This is a genomic window from uncultured Roseicyclus sp. (assembly GCF_937892565.1).
Taxonomy (GTDB): Bacteria; Pseudomonadota; Alphaproteobacteria; order Rhodobacterales; family Rhodobacteraceae; genus Roseicyclus.
Genome location: NZ_CALAHQ010000071.1, coordinates 1 through 11,514 on the forward strand (window position 1 = coordinate 1; position 11,514 = coordinate 11,514).

At 63.0% G+C, this 11,514-nt stretch carries 11 protein-coding genes; 10 read left to right on the plus strand and 1 reads right to left on the minus strand.

What is annotated here, in order from left to right; all coding sequences use genetic code 11:
- The 10 genes from Q0094_RS10065 to Q0094_RS10110 form a co-directional block, all read left to right on the plus strand.
- Positions 1-1,265, plus strand: a 1,265-nt coding sequence (locus Q0094_RS10065; protein WP_297618689.1) for an SPOR domain-containing protein, incomplete at its 5' end; no start/stop codon positions are given.
- Positions 1,262-2,344: an ATPase, T2SS/T4P/T4SS family gene (locus tag Q0094_RS10070; protein ID WP_297618692.1), complete on the plus strand. Its 1,083-nt coding sequence runs from the start codon at positions 1,262-1,264 to the stop codon at positions 2,342-2,344. The genes Q0094_RS10065 and Q0094_RS10070, both read left to right, overlap by 4 nt.
- 21 nt (positions 2,345-2,365) lie before the next feature.
- Positions 2,366-3,196 carry a hypothetical protein gene (locus Q0094_RS10075; protein ID WP_297618695.1) on the plus strand — a complete coding sequence of 277 codons (831 nt, stop codon included), beginning with the start codon at positions 2,366-2,368 and terminating at the stop codon, positions 3,194-3,196.
- Between the two features lie 77 nt (positions 3,197-3,273).
- A complete protein-coding gene (locus Q0094_RS10080) occupies positions 3,274-3,690 on the plus strand; it encodes a toxin co-regulated pilus biosynthesis Q family protein (protein ID WP_297618698.1) in 417 nt (138 codons plus the stop codon).
- Complete coding sequence (locus Q0094_RS10085; RefSeq protein WP_297618701.1) at positions 3,687-5,219, plus strand: hypothetical protein; 1,533 nt, start codon at positions 3,687-3,689, stop codon at positions 5,217-5,219. The genes Q0094_RS10080 and Q0094_RS10085 overlap by 4 nt, the downstream gene beginning before the upstream one ends.
- Before the next feature lie 29 nt (positions 5,220-5,248).
- The gene (gene pilO2, locus Q0094_RS10090) at positions 5,249-6,760 is read left to right on the plus strand and encodes a type 4b pilus protein PilO2 (protein ID WP_297618704.1); all 1,512 of its coding nucleotides are present in this window, start codon (positions 5,249-5,251) and stop codon (positions 6,758-6,760) included.
- Positions 6,761-6,771: 11 nt separating this feature from the next.
- Positions 6,772-7,611: a hypothetical protein gene (locus Q0094_RS10095; protein WP_297618707.1), complete on the plus strand. Its 840-nt coding sequence runs from the start codon at positions 6,772-6,774 to the stop codon at positions 7,609-7,611.
- 25 nt (positions 7,612-7,636) lie between these two features.
- Positions 7,637-9,310: an ATPase, T2SS/T4P/T4SS family gene (locus tag Q0094_RS10100; protein ID WP_297618710.1), complete on the plus strand. Its 1,674-nt coding sequence runs from the start codon at positions 7,637-7,639 to the stop codon at positions 9,308-9,310.
- The gene (locus tag Q0094_RS10105; RefSeq protein ID WP_297618713.1) at positions 9,310-10,380 is read left to right on the plus strand and encodes a type II secretion system F family protein; all 1,071 of its coding nucleotides are present in this window, start codon (positions 9,310-9,312) and stop codon (positions 10,378-10,380) included. The genes Q0094_RS10100 and Q0094_RS10105 overlap by 1 nt, the downstream gene beginning before the upstream one ends.
- On the plus strand, positions 10,377-11,138 hold the full coding sequence (locus Q0094_RS10110) for a hypothetical protein (RefSeq protein ID WP_297618716.1): 762 nt from the start codon (positions 10,377-10,379) through the stop codon (positions 11,136-11,138). Before Q0094_RS10105 ends, Q0094_RS10110 begins: the two co-directional genes overlap by 4 nt.
- A gap of 175 nt (positions 11,139-11,313) precedes the next feature.
- Here the strand turns inward: Q0094_RS10110 and Q0094_RS10115 are convergent.
- The coding region (locus Q0094_RS10115) for a hypothetical protein (RefSeq protein WP_297618719.1) at positions 11,314-11,514 on the minus strand (201 nt) is incomplete at its 5' end.

Genomic DNA, 11,514 nt, shown 5'->3' on the forward strand with positions numbered 1-11,514 from the left:
GGCTGCTCTCGCTTCAGCGGGGTGAATTGCTGACACCCGAAACCGCCCGGATCATCGCCACGATGACGCCTGAGCAAATCGACGCGCTGACCTTGCTGTTGATATCGCTGGGCACCAGCGCAGCGCCCGGCGCAGCGTCTGTAGCCAGAACGGATGTGACCCCCGCCGCATCCGACGCCCCCTGGATCGGCAACTGGAACGACAGCGATCTGACTGACGATGCGGCCCTGACGGGCGATGATCTGGCCCTTGCCCAGACCAACAGCGTCTTGCCGCACCCTTGGCAGTTTGTCGAAGCCGACGATGGTTTGCTGATCGTCGAGATGCCTTGGGACAGGTTCTCGCAGATCATCGTTCAGCCGGGCATGATCATCGGCACCTTGGGCGAAGTGGCCACAATCGAACGATCCGACACGGCGGTGGTGTTGCATTTGACCGATGGCCGCGAAATCGCCGCCGCCCGCAACCCCACCGTGCTGGAAGCCGAACTTGCCGCCCGCGTCGCCGCCGCGCCCGCCCCCGTCATCCCCGAAGATACCCCGGCTGACCCCGCCCCCGAACCTGCCCCCGAACCTTCCATCGCACAGGCCACGGCGGCCAGCGTCACCGACGGTGCGGGCGCGGGCGAAAGCGACGGCGCGGTGGTGCTGGCATCCGCCCCGACCCAGCCCGGCCTTGCCGATGATGCCGCCGAAGGCATGGTCTGGGTGCAAGTGGCCAGCTTCCGGTCCGCCCGGACCGTGGCAGAGCTTGAGGCGGTATTGCGCGGCGCCGGCTTCGAAGCGCAAAGCATGGCGGCAAGCGCGGCCGCCGAGCCGTGGCATGTCGTGCGTGTGCGCACCGCTGAAACAGCGCTGGATGACACCTTGGGCGCGTTGCGCGCGCTGGGCTTTGCCGATGCCTATGTGATCGCCGCCGATCCGGCACAGATGGCGCAACCCGCAGCGGCCCCGCCCCCCTTGCCGGCGCTATCGGCACAAGCCACCCCGGCAAGCATTCCCGCCGATGCCGGCGACAGTGCCGCCTGGATCCAGGTCGCAAGTTTTCAGATCGCCGCGAATGCCGGTCAGACCGAGGCGCTTTTGCGCGACAGCGGCTTTCAGGTACGAACCATTCCCCCAAGCGACACCGGGCAAAGCTTGCACAGCGTCCGCGCACGCCCCGCCGACGCGCGCCTTGCCGATGCCCTGAGCGCGGTGCGCGCGCTGGGCTTTGCCGATGCCTATATCGTCAGGACCAGCCCCGAGAGAGGACAAGGCGAATGAGCGACGTCCAGCACGGTGCCACGGTCGGGGCAGGGATTGCCGCGCGCGCAACCCCGGTGATGACGGCACGGCTGTCCGAGATTTCGTTCTCGGATATCTACCTGTCGACCGATCCCCAGGCGCCGCTGCTTGCGCTGAACGTGACCGGCATCAATCTTGGGGTGGCGGGTCTTGAGCGCGCGCCGCGTTCCTTGCCCGACATCTTCCGCGCCGACGCCGCGAACCTTCTGGCCGAGGTGGAGCGGAAATGGGCGGCCGAGCGGTTCTTGCCGGAATTCACGCATGCCTTCGACGGGGTTCGCTACCGGTGTTCACAGATCAGCGCGCCCGTTTCCATGACCGCCGAACCACGGGAAAGCACGCGGGTCGGTGACCGTCGCAACTGGTGTCTGCGGCGGATCGATGCCGCTCAGATGTCGCTTGCGGCGCTTGGCTTGCCAAGCTGGTGCGCCGAGGAAATCACAGGCTTGGGGGCGTCATCGGGTCTTTTGCTTGTGGCGGGGGCCTTTGCCTCGGGCAAGACCACAACCTCGGCGGCGTGTCTGCGGCAATGGGTGGACAAGCATGGCGGCGTCGGTGTGACCATCGAAGACCCGCCGGAAAAGATGCTCGAAGGCTATTACGAGGGCGGACAGATCTACCAGATCGCAGTGCGCGACAACGCGGTTGCCGATGCGATCCGGGCATCGCGGCGCTGGGCATACCGCTACCTGTTTCTGGGCGAGGTGCGCGACCAGACCGGCGCCGAAGAGCTTTTGCAGATCGCGCTTGGCGGGCCCATGGTTCTGACCACGATCCACGCCGCAGGCGCCGTCGAGGCGCTGATGGCGCTGTCGAAATTCGGGGCGGGCCGTGGCGGAGCAGAGGCCGTCAACGACCGCATCGCGGCCTGTGTTCTGGGCGTGGTTTGGCAGTCGATCACCAAGGGCCGGCTCGAGGTTCAGTATCTTTCCTTTCGCGGCCGCAACGCGGCGGCGATGCGGACCAAGATCAGCGACGGGCGTTTTCGGCTGCTGCGCGAAGATCTGGCCTTTCAGACAAACCTGCGCAACCTCGGCCGGTTCGCCGAAAGCTTTTAGCAAGGTCCGGGAGCGCATCACATGAGCATGACAACAGGGCATCGGCTGGTTCACCCCCCCCTCAAGGGCAAGCGCGGCGCTTGGGCAAGCCTATGGGCTGGCGTGGCGCGCCTGTCGTGTGCCAGCTTTTTGATCCTTGGATCATCGCTGACACAGGCCCCGGCCAGTACGACATCCCTGAGCCAGAGCGCGCCACCGATGAATGCAACCCAGGCGTTGCTGCATCAAAGGTTGCAGGCCGCGCGCAACCTGCCACCTGACCGCCGCGCACAGGAACGCCGCGACATCGCGCGACTGCTGCTTGGGCTTTCATCGCCCATCGCGGTGGCGGCCGCACCCACGCCCCGCACACCCACGCTTGCGCCACCGATCATGCGGCCCGCGATAGACGAGTTGCTGGACCTGATCGCCGAGGCCGAAGCCGGGCCAGATGGCTATGACGCCGTTCAGATCCGAGCGGTCATTCCCCCGCCCAAGCCCCCCAGCCAGATGACACTTGCCCAGATACAGGACTGGATCGCAGCCACCCCGCAGCAACAGCACGCCATCGGCCGCTACCAGATCATTCCCGATACACTCGCCTATCTTGTCGCCGTGATGGGGCTAAGCACGGACGCGGTGTTTGATCCCGCGCTGCAGGATCGAATGGCACTTCGGCTGCTCGAAGACGTCGGGCTTGACACATTCTTGCAGGGCGAAATCGACCCTCGCAGCTTCATGGATGATGTGGCACTGATCTGGGCCGGGCTTCCGCTGCGCTCGGGGCTTTCGGCTTATCACGGGTACAATGGCAACCGTGCCACGATCAGCCGGGAAACTTATGAAACCCGTTTCGCAAGGATTTTCCAATGAAAACGGGCAAATGCATTCGGTACGAGAAAGTGGGATCCCAAATGACAAAGACACGCGTTCGGATAGAGCCATCGCGAATGCGCAAAGCCCGTGGATTGATGGCCGTCGTCTCGATGTCTGCGGTTCTGTCGGTGCTGTCGATGGGGGTGAAGGCCGATATCGACTTTGGATCGGTGACACAGGGGGGCCCAACCGGCAGCCAGGGCGGCCCTGTCACGGGCACCGGCGCAACAGGACAGCACTGGGCGGCGATGTCGGGCAGCACGCTGAAGGACACGCTTGAAACCTGGTCCAGGACGTCTGGTTGGACGGTCGTCTGGGATACCGAAATGAATTACCTCCTGCGCGCCTCGGCAACCTTTTCAGGAAGCTTTCAGCGCGTGGTCACCGCTTTGGTGGATTCGATCCATGTCAACAACCCCGAGCTGACAGTGACGTTGTACACGGGCAACCGCGTCATCCACGTCCAGACACTCCTGAACGAGACGAGATGACCATGACCTCGCGCATACGGATTTTTGCCTGCATCGCCGCCGTGGCCCTTTTGGGTGGTTGCAATGACATCTCTCAACAGGCGGAAAGCAGCTTTGTGACCGCCGCCGACCGGGTCGACGCCTCCAACCGGCAATTCCAGAATGCGGATACACGACGGGCCGGCGGTGTTCAGGTCGACTCTCGCACCTTTGTCGGGCCTGAACGCCAGATGGTCGCCCCGGCCGACCGGCTGCCGGCGGGGATCAGGGCGCGGCGCGATATCTCGATTGTGTCGCGCGCACCGCTCAGCCTGTCCGAAATCGCCGCGCGGCTGAACGAAAGCACAGGCATCCCCTTTGTGATCCGGCTTGGGCCGACGGGCAGCACCGTGCAGGTCACAGCCCCTGAACCCACGGCAGACGGCACCGAGACATCGGCACAACCGGTGACGGTGTCGGCTGATGGTGGCGGATCACCGACGACATCGTTGCGGATCCGGCCGAACCTGTCGGGGTCGCTGGGCGAGGTTCTGGACCAGATCTCTGCCGCCTTCGAGGTGGAATGGGATTACGAAGATGGCCGCATCGTGTTTCGCGACTATGCGACCCGGCGCTATCAGGTCACACTGATGGCTTCGACGGTTTCGGCGAGCTTCGAGGCCGGCCCGCTCAGCCGTGCGGGCACCTACGATTTCTGGGGCGAGGTCAGAGAGGGGCTTCAAGGGCTGCTTGGCGGCGATGCACGGGTCAGCTTCGGCACCTCGACCGGCATTATCTCTGTCACCGCCCGACCCAGCGACCACCAAGCCGTCCAGCGCTATATCGCCGAGCTGAACGAACAATTGGGCCAGCAGGTGGCGTTTGACATCAACGTGTTGTCGATCATTCTCGAAGATGAATCCGAGCTGTCGCTGACGCTGAGCGCCGCGCTGAACGAACAGAACATCACGGCGGGCATCACGAACCCACCGGCGGCTGACGGCGCGTTCAACATCGGCGTGACCTCAGGGTCGGTTGATGTCAACGCGGTCATCCGTTCGCTTGCGCGGCGGGGCCGTGTTGCCGTGGAAACCCGCGCAGGCGCCATCACCACGAATTTCCAGCCGGTTCCGATCAAGGTCACCGAGACGATCGCCTATATCGCATCGCAGGAAACTATCATCAACGATAATGGCGACTCCACCACTACAACGACCCCCGGCACGATCGAGGTCGGGTTTGTCTTGCTGGTCACGCCGCGGGTTCTGAACTCGCGCGAGGTGTTTTTGAACTATTCGATCTCGCTGTCGAGCAACAATGGCTTTCAGCAACTCGGCAATCTTCAACTGCCCAATACCAGCGAGCAGGTGCTCGATCAGCAGGCCATTATCAGCAACGGGCAATCGCTGGTCATCGCCGGGTTCGAAGAACGCCAGACCGAGATCGATCGAAGCGGCGTCGGCAATCCCAACTTCCTTGGGTTGGGCGGAAACCGTGCGGCGCTCGTCGATCGCAAATCCACGATCATCATCATCACCCCCCGTCTGTTGACGCGCGCCGGTTCGCGATGAGGCAAGCATCATGAAAAGGCGCGCGTGACATGGCCGGCAAGGGTGGCAACTCCACTGATGCATTCGGGGTGCTGGTTCTGACCGATACGGTTGAGGAACCCGGCACGCTCTTGCCATCCGCACCCGATGGCGAGGCTGCGGCGACGCGGCCGCTGCTGGCCCGGATCAAGGCGCTGGCGGCGCGCCCGATCCGGCGCGCGCCGGATACATCATCGGCTCAAGGCGGATCGGCGCTAAGGCCAGCCGGAAAGAAACGCAGCCCCGCGCCCTATCTCGATGACAACAGGATCCTGCGCATCGGCAGACGGCGCTTTGGCATCGGGTTGCTGTGGGTCGCACAACAAGAGGGTGTGTCGCTGCGCGAGGCTGCCCAATCAAACGCCATCGCCGGGGGGGCGCCCGATCTCTACATCCGGCGGCGCAAGGCGCAACAGATCGGCTTTGCTTTTGCGTCGGCCGGGCTGGCCCAAGGCCATGGTGCGGCCGCGACAGGCTTTCGCATTCCCAGCGACGACGATTGGATCGCCGTGTTTGCGCTGGAGCAGATCACGGCTGGCACAGGCAAGATCCCGGTATGGTGGCTGGTCGGGTATCGCGAAGATCTGGTCTACGAGGACAAGCTGTTCTACGAGCCGGCCGCCGCGCAGGCGGCACTGCAAGAGCATTTGGCGGCACCCGGATGGGCGCGGGTAATCGCACCAGAAGACTGGCAGATCCCCTATGCCCAGCCCGGCACGCTGGCCGAATGGTTTTCGCCGCGCAAGGCCGGAAATCTGACGTCGACAAGCACGATCAAGGCCTATTTGGTGCCAGCGGCTGTGGTGGTCTTGGTCGCGGCCTCGGGCGTGGGGGGGTATCTTTACTGGCAGAATGTTCAGGAACAAGAACGCCTCTGGCTTGAGATGCAAGCCCGCCAAAGCGAGCGGGATCGACTGGCCTCGTTGCAGACGCCGCCTTGGGTCGGCACGCCGACGGTGGCGGAATTCCTGCGGGCCTGCACGACTTCGGTCGAGCGCAATCTGATGTTTGTACCCGGCTGGACCCCCGGCGATCTTGTCTGCACGCATGACGCCGGGCGGATGTCTGTCAGCACCAGCTGGTCGCGTTCCGGCGGGCGCTCTGCGTGGATCATCGCGGCCGGACAAGAGCGCGCCATCCAGATCGCCCTGGACGAGGCACTCAACAGCGCGTCCTTTTCCGAAGAGGTCGCCTTTACGCCAAGAACGGACATCGATCTTGAACCGCTGACCGCCACCGATCTGGACCGGCTCCTGCGGCTCCGTTTCGATACGCTTTTGCTCGACGCCGGGCTTAGCCAAGTTGCAGCGCGGCCCGCGCCCGAAGCGGCGCAAGAACAAGGCGCGCCGATCTGGAACTACCACCGGGCATCGTTTCGTACCTCGGCCATGCTGGAAGAATACCTGGCCGTCGTCGCCGATCTTCCGGCCATCGTGCCGGAAGGGCTCAGCTACAGCCCGACAAACCATGAATGGGTTCTCGACATTCGCATCTACCATCCGCCGATCGGCGGTCTGCGATAAAGGAGTTGGACATGCCGACAAAGATTTGCACGCAAAACGTTTGGCCGCGCGCAGGCGGGGTGACCACCGGCATTTCGCTGGCTCTTGGCCTTTGGCTTACGGCTTCGTTGATGGCGACCAACGCATTCGCGCAGAATGCGGCGACGCCGCCCACGGCCGAGGATCCACAAGCGGTAGCGCAAGCCATACCGGCGACCCCGGACGCGGTCACCAACGAACGCATCCAGCAATTCGCGGTGGGTGGCCTTATCGAACGGCAGGCCGCGTTAAGCGAGGGTCTGTTGCTGATGGATCGCCAGCTTCGGCAGATGCAACTGGTCGAACAGATCCTTGCCGCCTATGGCCCCGAAGCACAGGTCGAAATCGCCCCCGGCGAATTCAGAAGCTTCCGCGACACCCCCGCCGGAATGAGGCAGGAAATCGCCCATATCGACCTGCAACTGCAATTGGCCGAGAAACGCGCAGAGCTTGATCAGATGCGCGGCCAATCCACGCAAGACGGCATGGTCATGGCCGATCTTGGGCGGCTGATGGAGGCCGCTGGCGCAGCAGCCCAAACGCAAGATGGCACTGACACGCTTGCACAATTGACCGCGCCCGACACTGCCAACCCGGCAGGGCTGTCGCAAAGCGCGACCTTGCCCGAGGCTGTGGCGCTCGGCACGCTGGTGATCGAGGAAATCTATGGCCAACTGGGCGCCCTCAAGGCGGTCGTAAGGATTGCTGGAACGCGCACCACAGTGCGCAACAATGACAATCTTCCCACCGGGCACCGGGTGATCAGCGTTGGCCGTGACAGGTTGGCGGTCGAGCTCATGGACGGAGGATTGCGTGAATTCGAAATCCGATGAGCCTTCTGCCAAAGGCGCGCCGGGCATGAATGCGGCGCCAAGTGCCGATGATGTGAGGCAAGCCGCCAGTCGATGGACCCTGTTGAGCGGATCGGGCCAGCCGCTTGAATTGGCGCCCGACATGCGCCGCAATCTTGCACTGTTCAAGGAGGGCACCGCCATTGTGCGGACGGGCTGCCGCCACATGCCTGCGGTACGCATGGCGTTGCAGCGCGCAGAGCGTGTGGGAATGCCGCAAAAAACCGTCATCGAGGCCCCCGCAGAGGTGATCGAACAGGTTTATGCCAATGGGCTGAGCGGGCTGTCGGCCACGCCATCATGGAATGTCGTCGCCAAACCCAGACCCGCCGAGGAAGAGGACCACGTCCGCAAGCTTGACCTTGAGCGCCAGAAATCTCTGGCGCGCATTGTGGCCGCTGCGGCCCGGATGAAGGCCTCCGATATTCACATGCGCGTTCTCGACAGCGGAACGGAAATAAAGTTCCGCGTTAACGGGCGCATGCGCGAATTTTCCTCGGTCGGCTCCCTCGAAGGGCAAGAGATGATCCGCGCCGCCTTTGCCGTCGCCTCGGGCCAAGGCGCGACGGGAACGGATTCCACCTTTCAACAAGGTGCCATGTTTCAAAAGTCGGGCCTGCTGCCAAGCAGCGTGGAAATGCTGCGCCTGCAGTACACGCCCACATCGGATTTTCGCGGCGCGCTGGTGATGCGCCTCAAATTTGTCAGCAAGGACATCGAAACCGATGTCGACAGCCTTGGCTATTCTGACCAGCAGGCTTCCGATTTGCGCAAGATGCGGCTCAAGACGAATGGAATGTATATTTTCGCGGGCAAGGTGTCATCGGGCAAGACGACCACGCTTCAGCGCTGCCTGAATGCCATGTATCTCGACAAGCGCAAGGAAATCACCATCTATGCCGCCGAAGACCCCCGAGAGCTGGAGCTTTTGGGTGCCGTTCAAGCCCAGATCAGCGCGGGCAAGGCCGCGGATGACGCCTTCAAGATGGCGATGAAGGCCGCGCTGCGGTCAGACCCCAACGTCATCGTTCTGGGCGAGATCCGCTCCGAAGAGCTGACCGCCATGGCCATCGAAGCCGCCAAGACAGGCCATGCGCTTTGGTCGACGGTGCATGCCGGCAGTGCGCTGGGCATCTTGAACCGCTTGATCAACCTTGGCGCGGACCGCGAAGACCTGAAAGACCCCAAAACCGTGGGCGGGCTGATCTATCAGCGTCTGCTGGGCGTCATGTGCCGCCATTGCCGGGTGCCGTTTACCCAGGCGATGGCGACCGGCCTGCTTGAGCAAGAACTGGGCGAACGGTTCATCAGACTGTCCGGACGATCGGCCGACAATCTCTATGTCCGCGGGCCGGGCTGCCCGCATTGCTTCATGGGTCTGACCGGGCGCACGGTGGTGGCCGAAACGATCCGACCCGATACCCAGCTGCTTGAACTCTATATGGGCAACAGCCGTTCGAAAGCTGAACGCTATTGGGTGACCCCGCGCGACGAAGGTGGCTTGGGTGGATACCCGGTGCTCCACCATGCACTTGCCAAGGCAGGCGCCGGCATCGTCGACGTCAACGAGGTCGAGGAAGAGGTCGATCTTGTCGAGAATTATGAGCGCGAGCTTGGCCAACTGGTCGACCGTCTGCGTTTGGATATCATGGAACTGACATCAAAAGAGGCAATGCGCTGATGGCGTCCAAGATCGAGGAATATCTTGCCAAGGCACAATTCGGGTTCCAGCCGCGTATCCGGTTCTATCAGGAATTCGCAGCACTCCTGCGCTCGGGCATGTCCAAGCCCGAGGCGGTGGCGCTGCTGGCGCTGGTGGCCAGCGATGAGGGCAAGAAAAAGGGCGAGGCGATGTCGGTCCTCTTGACCGCCGTGCTGCGCGACATGCAAAATGGGCGGTCCTTTGGTGAAGCGATCAAGAACTGGGTTCCGTCCGATGACCGGATGGTGCTGGAAGCCAGCGAAAACTCTGACGATTTTCCCGGCCAGCTCGAACAATACTGCTGGACCTTGCGCCAGAAGCGAAAGGTCGTGGGAACGATTGTCGGTGGCCTGACTTATCCGGTCTTTCTGTTTTCGATGGTCTTCGGGATGCTGGTCTATTTCGGCCGGGTGATCGTGCCCGATATCGCCCAATTGCTGCCGGTCGAACAATGGACGGGCATGGCGGCATTTCTGGCCTTTCTGGGGCGATTTGCCGAAAACTATGCCCTTTGGACAGCGTTTTCCATCATCGGGCTTTTGATCCTGATCACCTTTTCGCTGCCGCGCTGGACCGGCGCGATCCGGCGGTTTGCCGATCATCTGCCGATCTACAAGCTTTACCGCGTCTACACCGGCATTTCCTTCATGCTGTCCATGTCCAGCCTGATGCGCGGCGGCACCGCGCCCATCGTTGCGATCGAGCGCGTTTTGCCCCTGACCACGCCCTATGTGCGCGAGCGTTTGGTGAAAATCCGGCGCGGCATGCTCAACGGACAGGATTTCGGCGAGGCCCTGCACCGCTTTGGAAAATCCTGGCCTGACTACAAGATGAACCTGTCGATCAAGATCTTTTCGCAAACACAGGATCTTTCCAGCCGTCTGGCCGATCTGGCGCAAGACTGGCTGCGTCTCAATCAGGAAAAGATGGAACAGCGCATGGCCGCCGTTCGCAACCTTGCCCTTGTGATGGTGTTCGGCGTCATCATGGCGGTTGTGGGCGGCATGTATGCGCTTCAGTCCCAGATCGCGGCCGCCGTTCAGCGATGATGCAGGCCCTGTTTCTGCTGGGGCTTGGCCTGTTTTGCATGATCTGTGTCTGGTGCGCGGTCCATGCGTTGCAATTCCTGACTGTCGACAGGGCCATCGCGGCCCGGATCGGGCGGCTGCGGCTAAGCGTGTTGTGCTTTGGGCTGGGGGTTGGGGCGGCGATGGCGGATGGGGTTTTGCTGCCCATGCACCTGTCGGATTTCGGCCTTGTCGTGCTGGTGGTCTGGGCGACGATCACCGCCATGATGGACCGCGCCACGACATGGGTACCCGACATCAGCGCCGTGATGCTGCTGTTTGGGGCGTTGATCCATGACCCTGCCCTGTCGGCGCTGGGCTGGCTGCCTGTCTGGCAAGCTGTTTGTGCGGGCGCATCCCCGGCCTGTGTCGCGGGCGCGGCGATGGTCTGGGCCGTGATCTTGTGGCTGATTGCGCTGTTGGCGTTCAAGGCCCAGCTTGCATTGCGGTGCCTTGTGCTGACGGCGGCCGATATTGTGGCGGTCGCGCTGCCATTGATCGCCTTTGGCACATCGCTGGGGTCGACAATTGGCTATTTTCTGGCCGCTCTGGTGGTCGTGCTGGCCGGCCGGTTCGCGCCCCTGCACCGCTGGCTGGCCGAGGCGCGCGCCCTGCGCGAAGGGCTGGACGATCTGGGCCAGACCGATATTGCGCCATCACGCGCCCTGCCGGCCTTTGTGATCTTTGCGCCGATCACGGCGGCCATGGCGGTCGCCCTGTCGGTATCGGGCGCGATGTAGCGCGGCGGCCGGGAACGGTTCGCATCGCGGCGCCTGTTGGCGCGCCTGCGTGGACCCGATGATGTTTCGCAGATTGCACGCCGATGGTGGTCACCGGATCTTGACCCAGTGGGGCACAGGGGTGTGACATCGACATGTGACCGGCCCCGCAAAGGCACCAGCCTCAGGCGCATGATCAAAGCGCCGCGCGACCAGACGCGGCGGATGACAGGCCGCTCGCCCTACAGCTTTGACCGAAACTCGACACTGCCGCGATTTTCCTACCCCTCTGAACCTGATACGGCGCGCGATCTTCGCCTTGTACGGCCTGAAGCCCGCGAACCACGCCTTGATAGGTCGCAGCGCGCGATGCCTGTTGATAGAACACCAGCCCGCC

What these genes read in the sequence shown, in the direction of transcription:
- Q0094_RS10095 (WP_297618707.1), top strand. Translation starts at nt 6,772, where the DNA reads ATGCCGACAAAGATTTGCACGCAAAACGTTTGGCCGCGCGCAGGCGGG.
- Q0094_RS10105 (WP_297618713.1), top strand. Translation starts at nt 9,310, where the DNA reads ATGGCGTCCAAGATCGAGGAATATCTTGCCAAGGCACAATTCGGGTTC.
- Q0094_RS10100 (WP_297618710.1), top strand. Translation starts at nt 7,637, where the DNA reads ATGAATGCGGCGCCAAGTGCCGATGATGTGAGGCAAGCCGCCAGTCGA.
- Q0094_RS10080 (WP_297618698.1), top strand. Translation starts at nt 3,274, where the DNA reads ATGCGCAAAGCCCGTGGATTGATGGCCGTCGTCTCGATGTCTGCGGTT.
- pilO2 (WP_297618704.1), top strand. Translation starts at nt 5,249, where the DNA reads ATGGCCGGCAAGGGTGGCAACTCCACTGATGCATTCGGGGTGCTGGTT.
- Q0094_RS10085 (WP_297618701.1), top strand. Translation starts at nt 3,687, where the DNA reads ATGACCATGACCTCGCGCATACGGATTTTTGCCTGCATCGCCGCCGTG.
- Q0094_RS10110 (WP_297618716.1), top strand. Translation starts at nt 10,377, where the DNA reads ATGATGCAGGCCCTGTTTCTGCTGGGGCTTGGCCTGTTTTGCATGATC.
- Q0094_RS10070 (WP_297618692.1), top strand. Translation starts at nt 1,262, where the DNA reads ATGAGCGACGTCCAGCACGGTGCCACGGTCGGGGCAGGGATTGCCGCG.
- Q0094_RS10075 (WP_297618695.1), top strand. Translation starts at nt 2,366, where the DNA reads ATGAGCATGACAACAGGGCATCGGCTGGTTCACCCCCCCCTCAAGGGC.